16 protein-coding genes and 1 pseudogene are annotated in these 23,355 nt (G+C 67.8%); 8 read left to right on the top strand and 9 right to left on the bottom strand.

The features are described from left to right. Positions 1-360: 360 nt before the first annotated feature. Positions 361-627, top strand: a complete 267-nt coding sequence (locus AC6A67_RS04230) for a DUF2312 domain-containing protein (RefSeq protein WP_498035308.1) — start codon at positions 361-363, stop codon at positions 625-627. Between the two features lie 386 nt (positions 628-1,013). Here the strand turns inward: AC6A67_RS04230 and AC6A67_RS04225 are convergent, their stop codons facing one another. From AC6A67_RS04225 to AC6A67_RS04215, 3 genes are all read right to left on the bottom strand, one after another. Next, on the bottom strand, positions 1,014-2,873 hold the full coding sequence (locus AC6A67_RS04225) for a peptidoglycan L,D-endopeptidase MepK (RefSeq protein ID WP_498035307.1): 1,860 nt from the start codon (positions 2,871-2,873) through the stop codon (positions 1,014-1,016). A gap of 457 nt (positions 2,874-3,330) precedes the next feature. Next, the gene (locus AC6A67_RS04220; RefSeq protein WP_498035306.1) at positions 3,331-5,865 is read right to left on the bottom strand and encodes a L,D-transpeptidase family protein; all 2,535 of its coding nucleotides are present in this window, start codon (positions 5,863-5,865) and stop codon (positions 3,331-3,333) included. 237 nt (positions 5,866-6,102) lie between these two features. Then, positions 6,103-7,704 (bottom strand): sigma-54-dependent transcriptional regulator, encoded by a 1,602-nt coding sequence (locus AC6A67_RS04215; RefSeq protein WP_498035305.1) that lies wholly within the window; start codon positions 7,702-7,704, stop codon positions 6,103-6,105. A gap of 859 nt (positions 7,705-8,563) precedes the next feature. Between AC6A67_RS04215 and AC6A67_RS04210 the strand changes: the two genes are divergently transcribed. The 4 genes from AC6A67_RS04210 to AC6A67_RS04195 all read left to right on the top strand — a co-directional run bounded on the left by AC6A67_RS04210 (position 8,564) and on the right by AC6A67_RS04195 (position 12,881). Further along, the gene (locus AC6A67_RS04210; RefSeq protein ID WP_498035304.1) at positions 8,564-10,459 is read left to right on the top strand and encodes a M3 family oligoendopeptidase; all 1,896 of its coding nucleotides are present in this window, start codon (positions 8,564-8,566) and stop codon (positions 10,457-10,459) included. A 138-nt stretch (positions 10,460-10,597) separates the two neighbouring features. Then, complete coding sequence (locus tag AC6A67_RS04205; protein WP_498035303.1) at positions 10,598-11,011, top strand: RidA family protein; 414 nt, start codon at positions 10,598-10,600, stop codon at positions 11,009-11,011. Between the two features lie 101 nt (positions 11,012-11,112). After that, entirely contained in the window at positions 11,113-12,480 is a 1,368-nt protein-coding gene (locus tag AC6A67_RS04200) for an ABC1 kinase family protein (protein WP_498035302.1), read from the top strand. 248 nt (positions 12,481-12,728) lie between these two features. After that, positions 12,729-12,881, top strand: coding sequence for an aa3-type cytochrome c oxidase subunit IV (locus AC6A67_RS04195; RefSeq protein WP_498035301.1), 153 nt, complete (start codon positions 12,729-12,731; stop codon positions 12,879-12,881). Between the two features lie 279 nt (positions 12,882-13,160). Here AC6A67_RS04195 and AC6A67_RS04190 read toward each other — a convergent pair whose 3' ends face one another. Continuing rightward, a complete protein-coding gene (locus AC6A67_RS04190; RefSeq protein ID WP_498035361.1) occupies positions 13,161-14,009 on the bottom strand; it encodes a tetratricopeptide repeat protein in 849 nt (282 codons plus the stop codon). Between the two features lie 926 nt (positions 14,010-14,935). After that, positions 14,936-15,157: pseudogene (gene rpsU / locus AC6A67_RS04185) on the bottom strand (30S ribosomal protein S21); the annotation flags it as partial. A 124-nt stretch (positions 15,158-15,281) separates the two neighbouring features. Here rpsU and AC6A67_RS04180 point away from each other — a divergent pair. Further along, the gene (locus AC6A67_RS04180) at positions 15,282-15,854 is read left to right on the top strand and encodes a sugar O-acetyltransferase (RefSeq protein ID WP_498035300.1); all 573 of its coding nucleotides are present in this window, start codon (positions 15,282-15,284) and stop codon (positions 15,852-15,854) included. A 35-nt stretch (positions 15,855-15,889) separates the two neighbouring features. Here AC6A67_RS04180 and AC6A67_RS04175 read toward each other — a convergent pair whose 3' ends face one another. From AC6A67_RS04175 to AC6A67_RS04165, 3 genes are all read right to left on the bottom strand, one after another. Further along, positions 15,890-16,957: a 5-(carboxyamino)imidazole ribonucleotide synthase gene (locus tag AC6A67_RS04175; RefSeq protein WP_498035299.1), complete on the bottom strand. Its 1,068-nt coding sequence runs from the start codon at positions 16,955-16,957 to the stop codon at positions 15,890-15,892. A gap of 37 nt (positions 16,958-16,994) precedes the next feature. Next, entirely contained in the window at positions 16,995-17,528 is a 534-nt protein-coding gene (gene purE / locus AC6A67_RS04170) for a 5-(carboxyamino)imidazole ribonucleotide mutase (protein WP_498035298.1), read from the bottom strand. Between the two features lie 140 nt (positions 17,529-17,668). After that, on the bottom strand, positions 17,669-17,881 hold the full coding sequence (locus AC6A67_RS04165; protein WP_498035360.1) for a YdcH family protein: 213 nt from the start codon (positions 17,879-17,881) through the stop codon (positions 17,669-17,671). Between the two features lie 555 nt (positions 17,882-18,436). Here AC6A67_RS04165 and AC6A67_RS04160 point away from each other — a divergent pair. Then, positions 18,437-18,625, top strand: coding sequence for a YdcH family protein (locus AC6A67_RS04160; RefSeq protein WP_498035297.1), 189 nt, complete (start codon positions 18,437-18,439; stop codon positions 18,623-18,625). A 236-nt stretch (positions 18,626-18,861) separates the two neighbouring features. Here AC6A67_RS04160 and AC6A67_RS04155 read toward each other — a convergent pair whose 3' ends face one another. Then, positions 18,862-20,487 carry an acyl-CoA synthetase gene (locus tag AC6A67_RS04155; protein ID WP_498035296.1) on the bottom strand — a complete coding sequence of 542 codons (1,626 nt, stop codon included), beginning with the start codon at positions 20,485-20,487 and terminating at the stop codon, positions 18,862-18,864. Positions 20,488-21,094: 607 nt separating this feature from the next. On the opposite strand from AC6A67_RS04155, the gene AC6A67_RS04150 reads away from it, so the two are divergent. Next, positions 21,095-23,023 carry a propionyl-CoA synthetase gene (locus AC6A67_RS04150; RefSeq protein ID WP_498035295.1) on the top strand — a complete coding sequence of 643 codons (1,929 nt, stop codon included), beginning with the start codon at positions 21,095-21,097 and terminating at the stop codon, positions 23,021-23,023. Positions 23,024-23,355: the final 332 nt, after the last annotated feature.

Raw genomic sequence — 23,355 nt, 5'->3', positions numbered from 1 at the left:
TGCCCGGCGTCGCCTGGGCCGACCAGCATGAACTTGGGGCAGCCGCCCGCTTGCCCCAGCTCAACGGCGCCGTCTGACGGCCCGGGTCGCCCAGCGAGATGCGGGAAAAATGTCGCGCTGGCCGCCGCATGGCGGGGATTAACGCAATTGATTTAGCTTGTGGTCAGACATCCGGGTATAGATCGCCTGACCGCGTTCCTCCTGGCGACGGGCCGCCCATTCTTGCACCCAGAGCCGCCTTTGGCGGCGCCCGGGTGGCGCTGGGCGCACCTCGCCCAATGCCGGAACGACAATGGATCGCCGCTGACGTCCGGGACTCCCGGGTTGCTGCGGCCAACACACAAGGACACCTGTTAGCCCATGAGCAATCCTGGCATGGCCGATGTCGCCGATACCGGCGTCGCAGCAGACGAGCTGAAGCAGTTCATTGAGCGTCTGGAACGGCTCGAGGAAGAGAAGACCGGCATCGCCGGCGACATCAAGGAAGTGTTCGCCGAGCTGAAGGGGCGCGGCTTCGACGCCAAGGCGGTGCGCCAGATCCTGCGGATCCGCAAGAAGGACCAGGCAGAGCGTCAGGAAGAGGAAGCCATTCTCGAACTGTACCTGCAGGCGCTCGGCATGGCCTGACCGGCTGTCTGCACAGCGTGCTGGCGCGACCGTCAGCCGCGGCTGCGTCGCCGGATCGTTTGGCGACCAGCAACGCTGCAGTTGTGGAATCAACAAGACCCCGACGCTGGCCGGGGTCTTTTTATTGTCTGGACCCAGCTGGCGGGCACGACCCCAGGCAAAAATCCTGTGACCATGACCTGCGCCAGACCGTCAGCCTGAACGCTCGTGCGCGGGCGTCAGGCTGCGGCGCCTGGGGTCGCCATATCTCGCCGCTTCGACGCGGCCGCGATTGCTGCGGCTTCTACCAGAACCCGATGAGCATGACTCATCGGGTTCTGGTAGAAGCCCGTGCGGCGCCTGAGCATTTAAGGATGCGGATGCGTCAGCATCTTCGCATCCTGGTATCAATTGCCGGGGCGTTTGCGGCCCAGCAGGGCGGCGGCGAGCGCCGCGCCATTGTCATCGGCTGCGGTGGTGCTGGCGAAGGTGGCGTCGTCATAGACCTCGGCGATGCGCGACGGCAGGCCGGCTGATCTGGCGCTCTTCTGGGGGGGCGGAGCTGTGGGCGCGCTTGCCGTGGCCCGCGCCGGGGCGGCGGGCGCCGCAGCTGGCTGGGCCGCCTTCGGCTCAGGCCTTTCGGCGGCAGGTCGGCGGGCCTGCGCCGGCGCACGGGCAGGCGCGACGGCTGCGCCACGCAGCTCAGCCGGGCGCTGAGGCGGCATGGGCGATAGGGCCGATGTCGTCTCCGGCGAGGCGGCATAGGCCAGCGCGTCGGCTGGGGCCACCGCCTGGCGGCGACCGCCAAGCGCGGCGATTGCCAGCGCCTCGGGGGTCGGCGCGCGCAGTTCCGAGGGACGTGCCGGCGGCAGCGGCGCCAGCGCCAAAGTCTGGCCGGCCCCTTGCGCGTCAGCCTGGCTGGCCGCCGTCTCCGGCTGCTCCTGCTCGTCCATTATGGCGCGCGCCACTGCGACGCCAGCGCCGACGTCTTGCGGACGTATGGGCGGCAGCGGCGCCATGGCGGCGTCGATGCTGTTGACGGCGGCGGTTTCGCTGCTCAGTGCGGCGGTGGCCATGTTCAGGCCCGGATCGTCCGGACGACGCGGCGGCAGCGGCACGATGGCCATGGCCTGCCCGGCGCCAGCCTGCCCGTCGTCGTCGGAGCGCATGGCGGCGAGCGAGGCGGGATCTTCAGGCCGCGTGGACGGCACAGGCGCCATCTCGGCGATGCGCGATGGCTGCGCCTGCATCGGCGGCAGCCGCTCCGCCGTGGGGGCCTCGGCGACGGCGACGGGCTGCTGCTGCGCCGGCTGGCGTCCGCCGCCACCGATAAAGCCGAGCAGACCGGCGTCGCCGCTGGTCTCGTCGCCCTTGCTCCACGCCACCTGCTGCGCCGTGGCCGCTGCTTCCTTCGCCGTGCGCGGCCGATAGGCTGGCGCCACTGCGATGGCGCGCTGTTCGGCCACGTCCTCGCTCTCGTCATTGCCGCCGAACAGCCTCGACCAGAAGCCCTTCTTCGAGGAGCCGGAGGATACGGCGACCGCATAGGCGGTTGCGCCAGCCACCTGACCGCCGCGCGCCAGAATCTCGGCGCGGGCCTCATTGTAGCGGGCCAGCGGGCGGCCATTGGCCGGGATGTGCACGGTCTTTCCGTCAGGGAAGATCGACGCCAGCTGGTCGTGGCTCAACCGTGGCCAGGCGCGCACCGAGCCGACGTCGAGATGCACGAAGGGGTTATAGGATGACGGATAATAGCCGACGCCGCCGCGCTGCAGCCGTACGCCGACGGCGCGCACCCGCGACGACGGAACGTCCGGCAGGAAGAAATCCATGGCCTTGCCGAGCATATGCTGGCTGTGCTCGGCGACGCGGCCAGAGCGACGGCGCAACATCGCGTTAGTGGCGGGCGCGCGGAACGCTGAAAGGACGTGAATGGTCTCGCGCGAGCCAAGCTCGCGGTGCACTTCCCACACCAGATCAAACAGGCGCGGGTCCATGTTGGTGGGCTCTTCGCGCCGCCAGTCGCGCAGGAACCAGTTCAGCTGCTTGAGCGCCGCCCGGTCATAGGAGCCGGAGCGCTTGAAGGTGACGTTGATCGTCTCCTTGGTGTGCACATAGTACAGCGACAGGGTGCGGGTATCGCCATTGGCGATGGCGTTCTGCGTCTCAGACACGCCCATGACGCAGGCGCCGGCAGCCACAACGGCGCCCAAGGCGTAGCGCAGCGCGCCAATACGCGGGCGGCGCCAGGGCGCGGAAGTGGCCACGGCGGTCACGACGCGAAAAAAGCTGGAAAGTCGTGGCGCCGGCAAATGAGTTCCCCTGTGCATGGTCAGGTCATGCAGGCGCATGGCTGCGCCCCATTGTCGATCATGACCGGCCCAGGGGGCCGGCTGACTGTTCTTGTGACTGGCGGCGCGCGACGCGCCCGATCGCCAGACTTTTCGACCAGAAGCCTTAATGTGAGGTTAGCCTGCTTCGCGAAATACCGCTACGGCGATCGCAGTCATTGTCCATCAAACCGTCACAATGTTGTTTTCGCGGGGTTTTGGCGGCGAAGCCCGCCATCTCGCTTCTGTCTCAATGCTGGACGCGGCCTTGCCGGGCAAGGCCGCACGCAGGGCGCATCAAGACCGCACGCAGGGCGCATCCACGCCGCGCCCGGCCGCGCCGTTACCGGCGCGGCCCGCTCCAGTTCGGCGCGCATGCGCCGGTCAACGCCGCTTACGGCGCCGCCCGTTCCAGCGCGGCGCGCATGCGCCGGTCAAGGCCATAGATATCCTCGCGAGCATGCAGGCCGCCATCGGCGTCCACGGCGGCGGTGAAATAGGCCAGATGCACCGGCAGCGGCTGCGGCAGCCGCACGGTGCGCTCGCCCTTGCCGATCAGCCTGCGGATACGCGCCTGCGTCCATTGTTCGCCCAGCACCAGCTCGGCGAAGCGCATCGGATCATCCACCCGCACGCAGCCATGGCTGAAGGCGCGACGCTCGCGCCCGAACAGGGCCCGGGACGGCGTGTCATGCAGATAGACCGCGTGGTGGTTCGGGAACATGAATTTGATGTGGCCGAGGGCGTTGCGCTCACCCGGCGGCTGACGGACATGGATGCGGTCGCCGCGCCGGATCACCTCATATCCGCGCTTCGCCGCATAGTCCGGATCACGGGCGAGCCCCGGCAGAAACTCGTTCTTCATGATCGACGGCGGCACGTTCCAATAAGGATTGATCACCACATATTGCATGGTGTCGGAGAACACCGGGGTCTGGGTTTCCGACTTGCCGACGATCACCCGCGCCTCATGGGCGAGCTGGCCGCCGCGCACCAGCCGCATGCGGTATTCCGGAATGTTCACAAAGATATAGTCGTCGCCAAGGGTGCGGGGCAGCCAGCGCCAGCGCTCCATGTTGACGATCAGCGTCGCCGGGTCCTGCGCGGCCGGGGTGCGGTCGCCGGCCATGGCGATGACGGTCTGCGGCGTCAGACGGCCGCTCGGTTTCAGGCCGCGCTCACGCTGGAATTCGGCGACCGCCGTGGCCAGTTGCTCGTCATAGAGCACGTCATCGGATGGCGTCAGGCCGAGGCGGCTGCGCACCAGGGTCACGCGCGGGTCGGTCATGCCAATGCGCAGGGTTGGCCCCTGCGGCACCCTGGCCATGGGCGGTTGCGGCGGCCGCGCCGCCCGCAATTCGATCAGCTTGCCGCGTAGCGCGGCGTAGCCAGGATGCTGGGGGTTATAGCTGGCCAGTACGAGGCCTGCGTCGCCAGCTGCCGACGTCTCGCCCGGCTGGGCGCGCCCGCTGACCACCGCCGCAAGTCGCGCCAGCACGGCCTCGGCGTCGGGCAGGTCGCGTTTTGGCGTCAGCAGTTTTGACAGTCGCACCGGATCGATGCGTCCCCCGGAGGCGTCGCGGGCATATTTGACGGCGGCGATCGACAGGCGCACGTCGGCCTCGGCCAGCATGGCGGGGGCGGCGCCAGGCGGTAGCGCCGGAACCAGATAGTCCGCCGGCTCAAGCCCTTCTTCCCACGCCTTTTCCAGCCGCGTCTGCGCGGCGGCGGCGTGGGCGCTCCACGCGCCGCTCTGTAGCCAGAGCGGGCCAGGGCGTGCGGCGTAGAACGCCCGCACCTGGTCCTGCTGTGCGGCGTCGAGGCGACTGCCGGCGAAGATCGATGGCGATTCCAGCGCCGCCTGCAGCAGAGGCGCCAGACCATCCAGACCATCCAGGTCATCCTGGCCATGCCGGGCAGCCGGCTGCCCGGCGTCGGCGGACGGCGCGCCAGGGAACGCCAGCGGGGCCGGCGGCGCCACGGGCGGCAGCTGGCGCAGGGCCTCTTCGGCGCGCCGGTCGTCCAGATGCGTGAGCTGTGCAGGCGTGTGCTCACGACGCATGGCGTCGATCGTCTCAGGGCGGACGTCAGGCGCCTGGCTGATCGAGGCGGTCACGTCAGCGTCGGCCTGCGCGGCGCCGCTTGCGGGCGGGCCATAGAGCAGCACGCTGATACGCTTGCGACCACCTGCCGCCACGCTGTCGGCGATGGCCGCTGTCGCCACCGCTGACGTGGGACTGCTGGCGGGAGGCTGTGCAGGGCCGGCGGCGGCGGGCGCCGCCAGCGCGGACCGGGCGAGCGCCGGCTGTGCGATGACTGGCGCCGCAACCTTGACGGGCGCCGTCGGTCCAGGGACTGGGGCTGGCTTTGGCCCAGCCATTGGGCCGCCGTCGCGCGGCCCGCTGGCGGCGACGTCATACAGGTCAATCAGCTGCTTGCGGGGATTGCGCGCCTGGGTCTCTTCGATCTGTAGCTGATCATCTTCCGGCTGTGGCCTGCGATCCTGATCGTCATGTTCCGGCGCAGGCGGGCGCTCCTCGCCGTCGCGCTGCATGCGGTCGTCGCGGGGGGCAGGGCCGCTGTCGGGCTGCCGGGGATCGTCGCGCTCGCGCCAGTCACTGTCCGCGTCGGGGTCATCGGCGCCGGGATCGTCCTGTGGCTCCTGCCACCCGTCCCGATCCGCATCGTCCTCGCCGTCGTCGCGCCACTGCGCCAGTTGCAGGCAAGGCGTCGCAGCGCATTGCGGAAGGGCGAAGGCGGCGCGCACCGCGAGCGGCGAGGCGGCGGCCTGGGTGGCGGCTAGCGCCGCCGCCAGCGCCAGAATGCTGAGCATGGCGGTCCGGCGACGGTCGCCGCGCGGAATGCCGTCACCAGACGCCGGGTTGGCGTCAGGTTTGCCCGTGAATGATCCGCCGGTCCGCACGCTCATGCCTCCTGGTCCTCAGGTCCGCTGGCTGTCGCCGTAACGTTGGCGTGGCGTCGCCCCGTCCGAGGGCTGCGCTGGCTGACAGCCGTCGCCAACGCGCCCGCAATGATCACCCCGACACGGTCGCCCCAACGCAACCCGCACGGAAGCGCGGCGCGCTCAACCGGTGACGCCTGCGCCGCCCCCTGAAGTCCAGCGCCGCCCCAGCACGTCATGCCCAACAGGCGCCGCGCCGAATCGTCATGACGGCGCTGCAGCCACGGCCTCAGGCCAGCCGCGTGCGGCGCCGCTGTCAACAAGCGGATGTCCAGCCGTCAACACACGATCCTGGCGCCCGGCCGCGGCCGCCGACATCAGCTCATCGCCGCCGTCCAGCATGGCGCGGTCGGACAGCAGATCGAGGTCTTTCAGCTTGCGATAAAGTGTCGAGCGGCCAATCCCGAGCCGTCGCGACACCTCCGACATCTGGCCACGGTAGTGGCGCAGGGCGAAGCGGATGACCCCGGCCTCGATTTCGGCGAGCGGGCGCAATTCGCCCTGACCGTCAAAGATCTCCAGAATGCCCGAGGCGCCGTGCTGCCCACCATAAGGCGCGTCAGGCCGTGCGACCTGGGCTGTGCCGGCGCCGTGGCGCGTCGCTGAGCCGAGGTCGCCGATGGGTGTAGTCGCGTCGGTTGCTGGCGACAGCCAGTTGTCGCTGGCGGGCGCCGGGCGGATCGGCGCGACGGCGGGGGCGGTCAGCAGCGGGTCGTCGCCGCGCAGCGCCGCACGCAGAATGCGGGCGCGTAATTGCGCGACATTGCCTGGCCAGTCTTCAGCCCTGAGCGCCGCCAGGGCGTCGTCGCCAAGCTGCAGCGGCGCGTTGGCGTCGACTGGGGCCAGCCTGCCGTTCTGGATACGGGCGAGTATGGCCTGCGCCAGCGCCGGAATGTCTTCGCGACGGTTGCGCAATGCGGTCAGGGTCAGCGGCGCCACCGACAGCAAATAGTACAGGTCTTCGCGGAAGCCGCCCTCCCGCACCAGATCGACAAGGGGACGACGGGAGGCGGCGAAAATCCGTAAGGAGGTCTCGCCGCCAGCGCGCCCCTGCCGCAGGTTGCGGCGGCGGAGCAATTCGGTCAGCTGGCGCTGGGCGCTATCTGGCCAGGCGTTGACGTCGCGCAGATAGAGCGAGCCGCCAGCTTCGCCATTGATCAGGCCACGATCGAGATCGACGCCCAGCACGTCTAGCGCCGCAGCGACGCCGCCCGCAGCCATGGCGGCGTCGAGCAGGCGCAGCGGCCGCTGCCGCCGCAGACCGGCGGCGTGCAGGGCGCGCGCCAGCGCAAATTTGCCCACGCCTTGCTCACCTTCTATCAGCACGGGCAGGCCGCCGCGCAACATGCGCCGGCCGAGACCGACGATGCGCGTCATGGCGTGGCCCGCCGCCGCGAGATCATCGAGGTTGAGCTCCTGGCGGCGTTCGCCACGCCTCAGACCTGGCGCCTGCGTGGCGACGCCAGCGCCCAGGCGCTCCAGCAGGTTGCGGGCCTGGCGCTCTATGCTGGCGCCGGCGATCAGTTCTACGCCAGCATCATGTAAAATTGTGACGTCACGTTGGCTGAGGGCGCCATGAGCAGCCATCACGGGCGCGCGGGAGCCCCGGGCACGGAGGCGCTCCAGCAGCGAAAGCACAGTGGCGGGGTCGACCGCGCCCAATATGGCCACCGCCGCCAGCCCGGCGTCGCTTTGGGCGATATACGCCAATGCGCTGTCATGGCAGCTGGTGGCGCGGGCCGCGCCGCCGAACAAGGTCAGCGCCGCGCGAGCGTCCTGATCGTCCACGCCAGCGCAGACCAGCATCACCGCACCAGCCCGCGTCGATGGGACGGCCAGGCGATGGTCCGCCAAAGATTCAGGCTCGCCATGCGCCGGCTGTCCAGGGAAGCGCTCACTGTGTCGGGGCTGCATGGCCATTGTCGGGGATGTCGCCTTGGATGCAGGGGCGTGCGGCTCGCGCCGCTGCAGATGATGCCACCCCTGTGTGTCGTTCCGGAGCATGCTCGCGCACAACGGTAAAGTCGGTGTTAACGCTGTCGCAAAATTGTTGCCCGCGCCGGGCGCGGGTCTGCCGCCGTCCACCGATCGGCGCCTTGCCGGCCTGAAGCACTGGCCGGGCCCATCCACCGCCATCCGCCATCCGCCACCCGTCATCCGTCTGCCGCCATTGCGCGTCGCCTGACGCTTGCCCGGCGCCATCGTCCATCGCCAGTCCCCAATCGCCCCTCACGCCGTCATGCCCGCGCTTGTCGCGGGCATCCACGTCTTCGCCCAGCCATGGAACGCCAACGCCGCCAAAGCATTACCGCTAACCCATCGCAATCCAGTCAGCCGCTGGTGCCAGCCATGGCGGCGCCCGTGGATACCCGCGACAAGCGCGGGCATGACGGCGTCATAGCGGGCATGACGACGTCATAATGGTGGGGGCCCCATGGGGTGGACCAGGAGAAAACCGGCCCTGCGGCGTGTTTCTAAAGCCACGCGTCATGAAAATGCCGGCCAGCGATTGCTTCCTGTCATCCCAGTCGCCACCTTGCGGTGAGACGGTGGGGCAAAGACGCCCGAAATATATGAGGGCCCAGATCTGCCGGCGGCGCCGGTGGCGACGCGGATGGACGCGTCGTCGCAGCCGCAAGCGATCAGGCCGCAACGGAGGAATAAGATGTCACGCGCCACTTCAGCGCTGCGTTTGCCTGAGCCTGGTCTGTTCGCCGCGGCTGTCGCCGCGCCCGCAGGCGCCTCCGGCGCTGCCTCCGGCCCGGATGTCGCCGCTGGCGCCAGCCTCGGCGATCTGCCGCGCTGGGACCTGTCGGCGCTGTATCCGGGTATGGAGTCCGAGGCCTACAAGGCGGATTTCGACGCCATTGCGCCGCGCTGCGCCGCGTTCGCCGACACGTGGCGCGGCCGCATCGCCGGGCTGGCGGCTTCAGCCGATGGGCCGCAGCAGCTCGATGCGGCGATCCGCGCCTATGAGGGCCTGTCCGAAACCCTCGGTCGCATCATGTCCTACGCCGGGCTGATCTATTATGGCGACACCGCAACGCCGGCCCACGCCAAATTCTACGGCGACGCCCAGGAGCGGGTCACCGCCGCCAGCGTGCATCTGCTGTTCTTCCAGCTCGAGCTGAACCGCCTCGACGATGCGGCGTGGGATGCGCTGCGCAATGATCCGGCGCTGGCGCACTGGCGTCCGTGGCTCGACGACATGCGCAAGGAGAAGCCGTTCCAGCTGTCCGATGAGATTGAGCGGCTGTTCCACGAGAAATCCGTGACCGGCGTCGGCGCCTGGAACCGTTTGTTCGATGAGACCGTCGCGGCGCTGCGTTTCGACGTCGATGGCGAGAGCCTGTCAATCGAGACGACGCTCAACCATCTGCAGGACGCCGATCCGGCCCGGCGCAAGGCAGCCGCCAGCGCCATCAGCAAGGTGTTTGGCGACAATACCCGCACCTTCACCCTGATCACCAACACCCTGGCCATGGACAAGGAGATCGCCGATCGCTGGCGCGGTTTCGAGGATGTCGCCGACAGCCGTCACCTCGCCAATCGCGTCGAGCGTGAGGTGGTCGACGCCATGGTCTCGGCGGTGCGCGAGGCTTATCCGCGCCTGTCGCATCGCTATTACCGGCTGAAGGCGCGCTGGTTCGGCAAGGAGCAGCTGGACTATTGGGATCGCAACGCGCCGCTGCCCAAGGTGGCGCAGCGGGTGATCGGCTGGGACGAGGCGCGCGACACCGTGCTCGGCGCCTATGGCGATTTCGCTCCCGAGATGGAGCGCATCGCCCGGCGCTTCTTCGACGAAAACTGGATTGACGCCCCGGTGCGCCCGGGCAAGGCGCCCGGCGCCTTCGCCCACCCGACCGTGCCCTCGGCGCATCCTTATGTGATGCTGAACTATCTCGGCAAACCGCGCGACGTCATGACCCTGGCCCATGAGCTGGGCCACGGCGTGCACCAGGTGCTGGCTGGCAAGCAGGGCGCGCTCATGGCCCCGACGCCGCTGACCCTCGCCGAGACCGCCTCGGTGTTCGGCGAGATGCTGACCTTCCGCCGCATGCTCGACGCGGCGGCCCCGGCCGAGCGCAAGGCCATGCTCGCCGCCAAGGTCGAGGACATGATCAACACGGTGGTGCGCCAGGTCGCCTTCTACACCTTCGAGCGCAAGGTGCATGAGGCGCGCCGGGACGGCGAGCTGACGGCGGAGCAGCTCAACGCCTTCTGGCTCGAGGTGCAGACCGAGAGTCTGGGTCCGGCGATCCGCACGGATGACAGCTATGGCGTGTGGTGGGCCTATATCCCGCACTTCATCCATTCGCCGTTCTACGTCTACGCTTATGCCTTCGGCGACTGCCTGGTGAACTCGCTGTATGGCGTTTACCAGAACGCCGCCGAGGGCTTCGCCGAGCGCTATTTCGCCATGCTGGAAGCCGGCGGCACCAAGCACCACGCCGAGCTGCTGGCGCCGTTCGGGCTCAACGCCGCTGATCCGGCGTTCTGGCAGATCGGCCTCGGCATGATCGAGGGCTTCATCGCCGAGCTGGAGAGCCTGCCGGACTGAGCGGGACTGGCGCCCCGGGACTGGCGCCCCGGCGCGGCCTGGCGCGCCGCATATCAATCAATGCGCCGCCCGGAGCTGCCGGGGCGGCGACCGCTTCACGCCGCCATAATGAGCGGCGACAGCATGGGAGGATGACACATGGCGGATAATGGTTTTACGGCGGTATTGCCCGAAGGCTGGCCGCGTCCGCGCGGCTATTCCCAGGGCGTGGTCACCAGCGGCGGCCGCACCCTGCGGGTGGCCGGCCAGACAGGCGTCAGGCCTGGCGAACATGCGGTGGCGGCGGACGCGGATTTTGGCGCGCAATTCACCCAGGCGCTGGCCAATGTGCTGGCGGTGGTGCAGGCGGCCGGCGGCGAGGCGAGCCACATCGTCTCGCTGCGCGCCTATCTGACGCGTATCGCGGATTTCAACGCCCATGGCGCCGCCGTCGGGACGGCGTGGGCGGCGTCGCTTGGCCGGCATTTTCCGGCGATGACCATTGTCGAGGTTTCGGCCCTGCTCGATGCAGGCGCCTGCGTGGAAATAGAGGCTGAGGCGGTGTTGCCCTGAGGCCTGGCGCGGGCGCGCCGCATGGGCGGCGGCGCTCTGGTCAGATGGGGCCCGCCATGGACCGTCGCGCCGGGTAAGGCGCGGCGTCATGAGGTGAGACGGTGAGCGACCAGCACGACGATGAGGCCGACCGCTTCGGCGCCCGTGTGGCCCGCTACGCAAGGGTTGGCGTGGGGCTGGGCGGCGCCGCCGCCCGCGTCGCCGGGGCCCGCCTGCGCGGCGGCGGTCGCGAGGCCGAGGCGCTGGCCATCGCCCAGGCGCTCGGGGGTCTGAAGGGGCCGCTGATGAAGGTGGCCCAGCTGGCCGCCGCCATCCCGGACCTCATCCCGCCGGAATACGCTGCAGAATTCCAGAAACTGCAGTCCCAGGCGCCGCCGATGGGGCCTGCCTTCGTGCGCCGCCGCATGCAGAACGAGCTGGGCGCGGACTGGCGTCGCCGCTTCCACAGCTTTGACCTGACCCCGGCGGCCGCCGCCTCGCTCGGCCAGGTGCATCGGGCGACCGCCCTCGATGGCGCGACGCTGGCCTGCAAGCTGCAATATCCCGACATGCAATCTGCGGTGGCGGCGGATATGAAGCAGCTCGAGCTTGCGCTTGGCCTGCACCGCCGTATGGGCGCGGCCATCGACACCCGCGACGTGGCGATCGAGGTGGCCGAGCGGCTGCATGAGGAGCTGGATTACCGGCGCGAGGCGCGTCACGTGGCGCTGTACCAGCTGATGCTCGCCGATACGCCGCAGGTGCGCGTCCCCGACCTGCGGCCCGAGCTGTCGACGGGCCGGTTGCTGACCCTCGGCTGGCTTGATGGGGCGCCGCTGCTCGACTGGCGCGACGCGACGCAACAGGCGCGCAATCTGGTGGCGCAGCACATGTTCGCCGCGTGGTGGCGGCCATTTGGTCGCCATGGCGTCATCCATGGCGACCCGCATCCCGGAAATTACACGGTGTTCCGTGATGGCGACGGGCTGCCCGGCGGCGTCAACCTGCTGGATTACGGCTGCATCCGCATCTTTGCGCCACGCTTCGTCGCCGGCGTGGTCGCGCTATATCGCGGTCTGCTGCATGGGCGCGACGATGAGGTGGCGCACGCCTATGAGACCTGGGGCTTCACCAATCTGACCCGTGAGACCATCGCCGTGCTCAATATCTGGGCGCGGTTTATCTATGGGCCGTTGCTGGATGATCGCGAGCGCAGCATCGCCGATGGCGTCGCGCCAGGCGAATATGGCCGGCGCGAAGCCTTCGCCGTGCACCAGCAGCTCAAACAGCTCGGCCCGCTGCGCATTCCACGCGAATTCGTGTTCATGGACCGGGCGGCGGTGGGCCTCGGCGCGGCGTTCCTGCACCTCGACGCGCGGCTGAACTTCCATCGCATGTTCGAAGCGGTGATCGACGGCTTCAGCGAAGCGGAGCTGGGCGCGCGGCAGCGCGAGGCGCTGGACGCCGTGGGGCTGGCGCAAGCCCGCTGATGTGACTGCGTAGAGGCGCGCCGGGTCGCAGGGAGCCGGACGTCGTTCCTGCGATGGCGGTCGCCGCCGGCTGTGGACGCGCCGGGCCGCGACAATTGCGCCGCTATCCTCACAGCAAGGCGTTTGCATGCGGGCGAGGCTTCGGCTAGATCAAGTCTGAATCTTACGCCTGTGACGGACCGGGGCGCTGCCTGCGCCGCCAGAGCCGGCGCGGCGCTACTGTCGACTTCAGATCGGGGAAACAGGATATGGCGAAGCACAATAACTCCGTCGTCGGCGGTCATCCGGCGATGGATTATCCGGCTCATGAAAACACCTACGCCGGCTTCATCAAGGGCTCGATCTGGGGCACGTCGATCATCATCCTGATTCTTGTGCTGATGGCGTGGTTCCTGCTCTGATCCCTGGGCATTGCTGTTGAGCCTGCCCCCAGGTCCGGATCGTTGATCGGATCCTTGTCTGGATCTTGGGGCCTGCCCCTGGCGCCGCCCTGGTATGGGCTGGCCGGGCCCGGGCAGCGGGAGAGCATCAGGACAGCAGGCGGCGGCGCCGCCGCTGGTCCCTGCAAGGCGCGTCCGCTGGTCGCGCCTTTTTTGTCGCCTGCGCAACAAAAAGGGGCCCGGCGATATCGCTGGGCCCCTGAATTGTCCGGGTCGCTGTCCTGGAACGCCAGGCCGCCTTCAGGAGCCGAGGCGCCGCAGGCCGGCCTTGGCGATCTCATTGTTGGGATCGATGCCAAGGGCGCTGTTGAACGAGCCACGCGCCTCCTGGGGCTGCCCCAGCTTTTCCTGGGCGAGGCCGCGACCGGCCCAGGCGTCCGCAAGCTTGTTGTTGACGTTGAGCGCGGCGTTAAAGTCTTCCAGCGCCTTGTCATTGCGCCCCAGCACCAGCTCGCTCTGACCGCGCGCCGCATAAGGCGCGGCGACGAAGGGGTTGCGGTCGATGGCCGAGTTGAAGTCGAGCACCGCCTGGCTGTGATTGCCCTGGCGCTGATAGATCAGCGCGCGGGCATGGCGGGCTTCCGCCGATTCCGGATTGAGACGGATGGCGTTGTCCATGTCGGACAGGGCGCCCGCCAGGTCATTCTGGGCGCGCCGCAGATTACCGCGGGCGATGTAGGCCGGGGCGTAATTGGGATTGGCGTTGATGGCGGCGCTGAAGTCCTGCTCCGCCGCCGCCGCCGCGCCGCTCTGGCGCTGGGCGAGGCCGCGGTTGGTGTAGGCCGCCGCATCAGCCGGATCGAGCCGGATCGCCTGGCTGAAGTCGTCGATGGCCTTGCGATAATTGCCGGTGCGGGCGTAAGCGGCGCCGCGCGTATTATAGGCGCGGGCGCTGCCCGGATTGTTGCGGATCGCCTCGCTGAGCGAGCCGATATTGGCGCCGGTGACTTCCGGGTCCTGGTTGACGACCTCGGCGACATTGACCGAACGCTGCGGGCTGACGGTCTCGCAACCGGCGAGGGCAAGGGCGAGCGCCGCGGCTGAGAGCACCGCAACGCCGGGTCTGGATAAGGTCAATTGCACGGTCATCCCTCGACAGATGCGACGCGGGCGCTGTCTGGCCATCGCCCGGGTCTCCTGCGGCGGCCCGCCTGCCGGGCCGGTTACCATTACGGCGCCGGACCGCATGGGCGGAGACGGCCACCAGGTTTGCTGACTTACGATGCGGCTTGCGCCATGGCGCGGCCCGGACGTGACCGATCATACCAGGATGCGAAGATGCTGACGCATCCGCATCCAGACATGCTCAGGCGCCGCACGGGCTTAGCCAGAACCCGATGAGTGAAGCTCATCTGGTTCTGGTATTATACCAGGATGCGAAGATGCTGACGCATCCGCATCCAGACATGCTCAGGCGCCGCACGGGCTAGACCAGAGCCCGATAAGTCATGCTCGTCGGGTTCTGGCGCCGCGCGTGGCGATACGGGCGCCAGCGTCCATCCCGCCCAAAACTGGCGAAGGTGTGGCGCGGTCGCCCATGTCCTTCACGGCGCATGGCGTCAGCGCGTTGTCGCGCAGGCGCCAGGGCGCCGTTACGAAAGCGGCTGATCCCGCAAGTGTATCGGGGAATTTCGTTAATAAACTGGCGCCGGGCTGCGCAGGTTCCGTGGCGCGCTGATCGCGCCTGCCGCGCCGCGTGAGGGCTGACCCAGGACAGGATGTGCGTGGCGTCAGCAGCCGACTGTCAGGCGGCCGAAGCATTGCCCACACCTGAATCGCAGGCGCACAAACGACAAACGGCCCCGTGGGGCCGTTGGACGCGCCTGAACGCGGCATTTCCGTAATGGGGCTGGGCAGAAGCCGTGAGGCTGTCGCCCGCATCCTGTCCGGAGATATCTGCTGACGCTGCAGTCGCGTATCGCCAGGCTGGCCGGACACATCCGACATCACAACCTGGCTACCATCACATCTGGCCGCGCGACCTCAGCGGCCGCGCCAGATATGACTTAGCGTGCAGGGCGCGCCTTCATCGGCAGCAGGCCTTCGCGCTGCAGCTTCTTGCGGGCCAGCTTGCGGGCGCGGCGGACGGCTTCAGCCTTCTCGCGGGCGCGCTTCTCAGAGGGCTTCTCGAAATGGTCGCGAAGCTTCATCTCACGGAAAACGCCTTCCCGCTGCAGCTTCTTTTTCAGGGCCCGGAGGGCCTGATCGACGTTGTTGTCACGGACAAGTACCTGCACGCGAATTCGTCCCAAGGTTTGATTTGAAAAGAGGCAATCGTTCGGAGCGAATGCCCGGATTGCGCCGTTGGATTGCGGGTACCAGATAACATCCGGCGTGTCCATAGCCGCCAGGAGGAGAGTCATGTCGGGCCAGAGCCAAAAACAGCGCATGATCGCAGGGCTGCCCTACGATCCAGCCGACCCGGAGTTGCAGGCTGACGCGTTCAAAACCTTCGCGTGGCTTGCGCGCTACAACGCCACGCTGGCCATGCCCGCCTCCGGTCGCGGGGCGATTCTGCGCGAGGGGCTCGGCCTTGTTGGCGAAGGCGCGGTGATCAGGCCGCCGTTTCATTGCGATTATGGTTACAATATCGCGCTGGGGCCAGGGGCCTTCCTCAATTTCAACTGCGTTATCCTCGACGTCTGTCCGGTGCGGATCGGCGCGCGCACGCAGATTGGGCCGATGGTGCAGATCTATGCCGCCGACCACCCGCGCGACGCCGCCAGCCGCGCCCGTGGCGTGGAGTTCGGCAAGCCGGTGACAATCGGCGATGATGTCTGGATTGGCGGCGGGGCGATCATCACCCCTGGCGTGCGCATCGGCGATGGCGCCATCGTCGGCGCAGGCTCCGTGGTGACGCGCGACGTGCCAGCAGGGGCGACGGTGGCGGGAAGCCCCGCGAGGATCATCGCCAGAGCCGGGAGTGCGGTCTAGGCGGCTGGCCAGTGAGGGCCTTGCTGACGCGGCCCTTACTCCGGGGTGACGCGGGTGACGTGGCCCATCTTGCGGCCTGCGCGCGCCTCGGCCTTGCCGTAGAGGTGCAGGCTGGCGCCTGGCTCCGCCAGAATCGCCTGCCAGGCGTCGATGTCGTCACCGATGAGGTTGGTCATGGTGGCGCGGCCATAGCGGCTGACGTCGCCGAGCGGCCAGCCGCACACGGCGCGCACATGCTGCTGGAACTGCGAGGTGCGGGCCCCTTCGATGGTCCAGTGACCGCTATTGTGGACGCGCGGCGCGGTCTCATTGACCAGCAGCGTCTCGCCATCGGCCAGCACGAACATCTCCACCGTCAGCACGCCGACATAGTCGAGCGCGTCTGCGATCTGACGCGCTGCGGCGATCGCCCGTTTGGCCAGCGCCGGCGACAGGCTGGACGGCACGGTGGTGACGTCGAGGATGTGGCGCTTGTGGACGTTCTCGCAAACATCGAAAGCAGCGAAGTCACCCGTCGCCGTGCGTGCGCTGACTACCGAGACTTCCTTGGCGAAGGGCACGAAGCCTTCGAGGATCGCCGGGGCGCGGCCGATGGCGTCAAAGGCTTTGGCGGCGTCATCGCCGTCATTGATGCGCACCTGGCCCTTGCCGTCATAGCCAAAGCGGCGGGTCTTGAGGATGGCGGGGCGGCCAAGCCGGGTCAGCGCCGCCTCAAGGTCGGCGACCGAATCGACCGCCGCGAACGGCGCCGTGCCGACGCCCAGGCTGGCGACGAAGGATTTTTCGGCCAGCCGGTCCTGCGAGGTCTCCAGCGCCTTCAGGCCAGGGGCCAGCGGCTTGCGCGCGGCGATGAAGGCGGCGGTCTGCGCCGGGATGTTCTCGAACTCATAGGTGATGACGTCGACCTGCGCGCAAAAGCGCGCCAGCGCCGCCTCATCGTCCCAGGCGGCCTCAATATGGCTGTCGGCGACCTCAAAGGCCGGGCTGCCGGCTTCCGGGCAATAGATGCAGCATTTCAGACCATAGCCGGCGGCGGCGATGGCCATCATGCGGCCAAGCTGGCCGCCGCCGAGAATCCCAATGGTCGCGCCTGGTCGCAGCATCGCGCTTTCCCTGCCGTATCTGTAATGAGGTGGCCGCTCAGGCCTCGTCGACCGGGCGCAACGCCACGGCGTCCGTCTGGCGGGCGCGCCAGGCGTCGAGCCGTTCGGCCAGCGCCGGGTCATTGAGCGCGAGCACGGCGGCGGCGAGCAGCGCGGCGTTGATGGCGCCGGGCTTGCCAATGGCCAGAGTGCCGACCGGAATGCCGCCAGGCATCTGCACGATCGACAGCAGGCTGTCCTTGCCTGAGAGCGCCTTGGACTCAACCGGCACCCCAAACACCGGCAGCGGCGTCATGGCGGCGGCCATGCCCGGCAGATGCGCGGCGCCGCCAGCGCCAGCGATGATCACCTGAAACCCGGCGTCGCGGGCGCCTCTGGCGAAATCCACCAGCCGCTCCGGCGTGCGATGGGCCGATACAATCCGACTGTCATGGGCCACGCCCAGCGCGTCGAGCGTCTCGGCGGCATGCCGCATCGTTGCCCAGTCAGACTGGCTACCCATGATAATGGCGACCGGAACGCGACCCGCGCCGTCACGCCCGCCATCTCTTTTGCCCGTGCTGTTGGCCATGAACTTCTCTCACGCAGAAAAAGCGCTGTTATCGGCAAGGTGGCTGTTTCGCAAGTTTTTTCGGGCCAGAGGGAGGCTGGAGCGCAAAACAGCGCCAGGCCCCGCCAGAACACTGGCGCCGGGGCGGCGCGCTTTCAGCCTCAGGCGATAATGTCCGGCGTCAGTTCATCCTCAAGATGAATGATACGGTCTTTCAGCAGCAGTTTACGTTTCTTCAGCCGCTGCAATTGCAGCAGATCGGCGACGCCGGTCTCGGTAAGGGCGTCAATGGCGGCGTCGAGATCGCGATGCTCCTGTTTCAGTCGCGCCAGCTCCACGCCCAGCCGCTGCTGCTCCAGACCAGGGTCGGGCATTGGGCTATTGTCATGGTCTGCGATCAGATCTGTTCCTGGCTCAAGGGCGTCGGTCATCATGCATCCATGGAGGGTGGCGCCGCGTCCGCCCAAAGTGGCGGGGCGATAGCCAATAAAACGGGTCCGCGAAGATGCTGACGCATCCGCATCCTGAAACGCTCAGGCGCCGCACAGGCTTAACCAGAACCCGATGAGCCATGCACATCGGCTAAGGGCATAAGCACCTGTCGCCGTGACGTTTTTAACGCACGACGGCATCACGGCGCCGGAACTACAATTATGCGATTCGGCGTCCCCGAGGGCAAGTGATCACAACTGCGTCACCACAGCGTCCTGCATATTGTCCTATGCGTCATGCAGGGCGCTGCGCAACGCAAGGGAATGCCCCGCGCTTGTGCTGTGGCGGTTGGGGCTACGCCTCTGGATCAGGCAAATTGCCCGGCGTTTGCGCCACGCCCGCAGGTCATTGCAGCGCCATCGCCGCACTGAGGGGCTTTCATTCGCCATGATCTGCGTGTCACACTCCTGTCGTCCGAAACGACGAAAGGATACGTCATGAGCGTGCAGTCCCATCTGTCGGAACTGGAGAGGCGCCATCAGGCTGTCGAGCGTGAGCTCGAAGCGGCGCGCAGGCAGCCCGCGACGCCCGATGTCGCGCTGACCGAGCTCAAGCGGAAAAAGCTCCATCTCAAGGAAGAGATCGTCAAATTGCGCACACAAGTGAATGGTCACGCGCTGCATTGACGTTGAGCGGTCGCTGACCTCCGTTACCGCAGTCAGGACAAGCGACACAAGCATGGGGCCCGGCGATGTCCGCCGCGCCCTTTTTTATGCCTGACGCCAGCACCCAATGAGCGTGACAGATCGCGTTCTGATCAAGCCCGTGCGGCGCCTGAGCATGTCAGCATCTTCGCATCCTGGTATGACGCGCGTCGCAGCCGGAGCCGGTCTGCGCCGCCGATATCGCAGCGGCGCTGCCTCTACAGGGCGCGGACGCGGTCGCGCAGCAGGAATTTCTGCAATTTGCCGGTCGAGGTCTTGGGGATCTCGGCGAAGACGATGGTCTTCGGCACCTTAAAGCGCGCCAGTTTCTCGCGGCACCAGTCGATCAGTTCGGCCTCGGTCGCGGTCTTGCCGGGCTTGAGCTCGACGAAGGCGCAAGGCGTCTCGCCCCATTTGTCGTCTGGCCGCGCCACCACCGCCACATTGGCCACCGCCGGATGCTTGTACAGCGCGTCCTCCACCTCGATGGACGAGATGTTTTCGCCGCCCGAGATGATGATGTCCTTGGAGCGGTCCTTCAGCTGCACATAGCCGTCCGGGTGCATCACGCCAAGATCGCCGGTGTGAAACCAGCCGCCGTCGAACGCCTTCTGCGTCGCGGCCGGGTTTTTCAGATAGCCCTTCATGATGACATTGCCGCGCATCATCACCTCGCCCATGGTCGCGCCATCGGCGGGCACAGGCTGCATGGTCTGCGGATCGAGCACGGCGACGGCGTCGAGCACCGGATAGGGCACGCCCTGGCGGGCCTTCTTCTGCGCCTGCTCCGCTGCGGGCAGGGCGTCCCACGCCGCATGCCATTCATTGACCACCGCCGGGCCATAACTTTCGGTGAGGCCATAGACATGGGTGACCTGGAAACCGGCGGCGGCCATGCCGGCCAGCACCGCCTCAGGAGGCGGCGCGGCGGCGGTGGTGAACGACACCGCATGGCTGAAGGCGCGCTTTTCGTCGTCGGGCGCGTTCAGCAATGTCGCCATGACGATGGGCGCGCCGCACAGATGGGTGACGCCATGATCGGCGATGGCGTCAAAGATCGCTTTGGCCCGCACCTGGCGCAGGCAGACATGGGTCCCCGCCACCACGGATACCGTCCACGGGAAGCACCAGCCATTGCAGTGGAACATCGGCAGCGTCCACAGATAGACCGGATGCTTCGGCATGGCGCAGCTGATGACATTGCCCATGGCCAGCAGCGCCGCTCCGCGATGGTGATAGACCACGCCCTTGGGGTCGCCGGTGGTGCCTGAGGTGTAGTTCAGCGAGATCGCGTCCCATTCATCGTCGGGATGCGCCCAGACAAAATCATCGTCGCCGCCGGCGATGAAGCTTTCATAGGTCTCGCGTCCGATCAGCTCGCCGCGACCGTCAAATTCCGGATCATCGACGTCGATCACCAGCGGCTTCACCGTGGCCAGCGCCAGCGCCTCGGCGACGACGCGCGAGAACTCGCGATCAGTGATCAGCACAGTGGTTTCGGCGTGGTCGAGGGTGAAGGCGAGGATGGCCGCGTCAAGCCGGGTGTTCAGCGTGTTGAGCACCGCCCCGCTCATCGGCACGCCATAGTGGCACTCCACCATCTCCGGCGTGTTGGCCAGCATCACCGAGACCGTGTCGAAACGCTTGACGCCAGCCTTCTGCAAGGCCGAGGCGAGGCGGCGGCTGCGCTGGTACAGCGCACGATAATTGCGTCGCAGCGGCCCGTGGATCACCGCCAGCTGATCGGGAAAGGTGGCGGCGGCGCGCGCCAGATAGGTCAGCGGCGTCAGCGGCTGGAAATTGGCGGCGTTGCGGTCGAGGTCACGGGCGTAGATCGAGGACATGCGCGCTCCAGCAGCGTCGAACCGGCGGCGGCGCACAGGCGGCGCGACGCCCCGGAAAAATCGCCTGAATGGACACCGTTTGCGCCGGGCTGACAATAGTTCCATGGTCGGGGCTGCGGTGGCGCAAGCGGCCCATGGCGCGACATGCCGGCCACCGCTTACAGGTCGCGGGCCAGTATCGGGTTGCGTGCATTTGTCCGTTTGAAGGGGGCGGCCGACGGGCGAGGGGTGTGCGGCGCAGCGCCAGGCGATATGGTGACAGGGCGGACCGCCGTCATGTGGCGCCCCGCGCCAGTGCGGATACGCTGGACGCCACGCGCAGGCGCCTCGCAGGTCACACAGTTTGCGCAAAGGGCGCGCCACATGCGCCAGCGTCACCGCACGAAGCCAGCTGTGCGCGCCAGGCGGCGATCAGGTCTGGCGCATGGGTCTGGAAACTGGGTCTGGCGCGTGGGTTTTGCGCATCGGCAATGGCGACGGCGCAGACGCATGGCGTCTGGCGGCGCAATGAACAGCAGCGGAGATGCGGCGCGCGTGCGGCGCCATCTCCAAGGATTGATGGACGCGGCGTGGCCGTGTCCCGGGGCAGAGGGACGGGTTGTTCCAGATGGCGAAAGCAACAGGCGGAAACAGCGCGACGACGGGCGATTGGGCGACTGTCCACGCCAGCGCCATGGCGCATCCGGAAGCATTCTGGAAGCAGGCGGCGGAGGGCATCGACTGGATGCGCAAGCCGAAGACCATCTTCGACGCCAGCGCCGGCGTCTATGGCCGCTGGTTCAGTGATGGCCGGCTCAACGCCTGCTACAATGCGGTTGATCGCCATGTTGAGCGCGGGCGCGGCGCCCAGCCGGCCATCATCTATGACAGCCCGGTCACCGGCTCAAAGCGCGTCATCTCCTACAACGGCCTGCTGGCTGAAGTTAACCTGCTGGCGGCGGTGTTGCAGGGGCTGGGCGTCAGCAAGGGCGATCGCGTGGTGATCTACATGCCGATGGTGCCAGAGGCGGCCATCGCCATGCTGGCCTGCGCCCGGCTCGGGGCCATCCATTCGGTGGTGTTCGGCGGCTTTGCGGCGCGCGAGCTGGCGACCCGGATCGCTGACGCCAAACCAAAGGTGGTGCTGGCGGCCTCCTGTGGCGTCGAGGGGCAGAAAATCGTGCCCTACAAGCCGCTGCTCGATGAAGCACTGGAGCTGGCGGGCGAGAAGGTCGCCTGTGTGGTGCTGCAGCGTCCGCAGGCGGAGGCGAAGCTGTGCAAGGGCCGCGATCACGACTGGGCCACCCTCGTCGACCGGGCCCGCGCTGCTGGCAAGACCGTCGATTGCGTGCCGGTCGACGCCACGGCGCCGCTATATGTGCTTTACACCTCTGGCACCACCGGCAAGCCCAAGGGCGTCGTGCGCGACACCGGCGGCTATCTGGTGGCGCTCAACTGGTCGATGAAGGGCCTGTATAGCATCGAGCCAGGGGAGGTGTTCTGGACCGCCTCCGACGTCGGCTGGGTGGTCGGACACAGCTATATTGTCTATGCGCCGCTGGTGTATGGCGCGACCAGCGTCCTGTATGAGGGCAAGCCCGTGGGCACGCCTGACGCCGGGGCGTTCTGGCGGGTGATCGCCGACCATGGCGCCAAGGCGCTATTCACCGCCCCCACCGCCTTGCGGGCCATCCGCAAGGAGGATCCCGAGGGCGAGCTGCTGCAGAATTACGACCTCAAGGGCTTCCGCACCCTGTTTCTGGCCGGCGAGCGCGCCGATCCGGAGACGATCCAGTGGGCGGAGCGGGTGCTCAAGGTCCCGGTGGTCGACCATTGGTGGCAGACCGAGACCGGCTGGGCCATCGCTGGCAATCCGGTGGGTCTCGGCCTGCTGCCGGTGAAATATGGCTCCACCGGCGTGCCGATGCCTGGCTATGACGTGCAGATTCTCGATGAGGCGGGCAAGCAGGTTCCGTCCGGGACCATGGGCTCCGTGGCGATCCGCCTGCCGCTGCCGCCTGGCTGCCTGCCGACCTTGTGGAACGACGAGGCGCGCTTCCGCGCCAGCTATCTGGACGACTTCCCAGGCTACTATCGCACCGGCGACGCCGGCTTCATTGATGAGGACGGCTATATCTTCGTGATGGGCCGCACCGACGACATCATCAATGTCGCTGGCCACCGGCTGTCGACCGGCGGCATGGAGGAGGTCATCGCCATGCATCCGGCGGTGGCGGAATGCGCGGTGATTGGCGCCCGCGACGCCATCAAGGGCGAAATCCCCTGCGGCTTCATCGTGCTGAAGCGCGGCGTCACCCAGTCGCCGCTCGACATCGAAAAAGAGATCGTCGCTTTGGTCCGCGACAAGATCGGCCCGGTCGCCGCCTTCAAGACCGTCGTCACCGTCGGCCGCCTGCCCAAGACCCGCTCCGGCAAGATCCTGCGCGGCACGATGAAAAAAATCGCCGACGCCGAGGCGTGGACCATGCCGGCGACCATCGAAGACCCGAGCGTGCTGGATGAGGTGGCCGAGGCGCTGGGCAAGCCGCGAGGCTGACAGGTCTGGCGGTCGCTCGCGGCCAGCCTGCCCCTTGCCGAGGCGGCCCCTTTCCCGAAACACCTGTTGTCCGTCATGCCCGCGCTTGTTGCGGGCATCCACGGTTGCGCCGCCGACGCGCGTGACGGCCATTAACCCGGGCGCGGTCGCTATCAACCCCACCCCGCCGTGGCGGCAGCCATACCGGCCCAGGACGTGGATGCCCGCGACAAGCGCGGGCATGACGCACGCGTGGTTGGGTGGCCGGTGAGGACGCGAGCGTGCTGGATGATGTGGCCGAGGCGCTGGGCAAGCCGCGAGGCTGACAGGTCGGGCGCCTGTCTCGCTCCCAT

The organism is Camelimonas sp. FR25 (genome assembly GCF_059740505.1).
The sequence above is the reverse complement of the archived record's forward strand: the minus strand, read 5'-3'. Positions and strand labels throughout refer to the sequence as shown.

Coding starts and splice junctions, on each gene's coding strand:
- AC6A67_RS04230 (WP_498035308.1), top strand. CDS start 361: ATGAGCAATCCTGGCATGGCCGATGTCGCCGATACCGGCGTCGCAGCA.
- AC6A67_RS04220 (WP_498035306.1), bottom strand. CDS start 5,865: ATGAGCGTGCGGACCGGCGGATCATTCACGGGCAAACCTGACGCCAAC.
- AC6A67_RS04215 (WP_498035305.1), bottom strand. CDS start 7,704: ATGCTGGTCTGCGCTGGCGTGGACGATCAGGACGCTCGCGCGGCGCTG.
- AC6A67_RS04210 (WP_498035304.1), top strand. CDS start 8,564: ATGTCACGCGCCACTTCAGCGCTGCGTTTGCCTGAGCCTGGTCTGTTC.
- AC6A67_RS04205 (WP_498035303.1), top strand. CDS start 10,598: ATGGCGGATAATGGTTTTACGGCGGTATTGCCCGAAGGCTGGCCGCGT.
- AC6A67_RS04195 (WP_498035301.1), top strand. CDS start 12,729: ATGGCGAAGCACAATAACTCCGTCGTCGGCGGTCATCCGGCGATGGAT.
- AC6A67_RS04190 (WP_498035361.1), bottom strand. CDS start 14,009: ATGACCGTGCAATTGACCTTATCCAGACCCGGCGTTGCGGTGCTCTCA.
- AC6A67_RS04180 (WP_498035300.1), top strand. CDS start 15,282: ATGTCGGGCCAGAGCCAAAAACAGCGCATGATCGCAGGGCTGCCCTAC.
- AC6A67_RS04175 (WP_498035299.1), bottom strand. CDS start 16,957: ATGCTGCGACCAGGCGCGACCATTGGGATTCTCGGCGGCGGCCAGCTT.
- purE (WP_498035298.1), bottom strand. CDS start 17,528: ATGGCCAACAGCACGGGCAAAAGAGATGGCGGGCGTGACGGCGCGGGT.
- AC6A67_RS04165 (WP_498035360.1), bottom strand. CDS start 17,881: ATGCCCGACCCTGGTCTGGAGCAGCAGCGGCTGGGCGTGGAGCTGGCG.
- AC6A67_RS04160 (WP_498035297.1), top strand. CDS start 18,437: ATGAGCGTGCAGTCCCATCTGTCGGAACTGGAGAGGCGCCATCAGGCT.
- AC6A67_RS04155 (WP_498035296.1), bottom strand. CDS start 20,487: ATGTCCTCGATCTACGCCCGTGACCTCGACCGCAACGCCGCCAATTTC.
- AC6A67_RS04150 (WP_498035295.1), top strand. CDS start 21,095: ATGGCGAAAGCAACAGGCGGAAACAGCGCGACGACGGGCGATTGGGCG.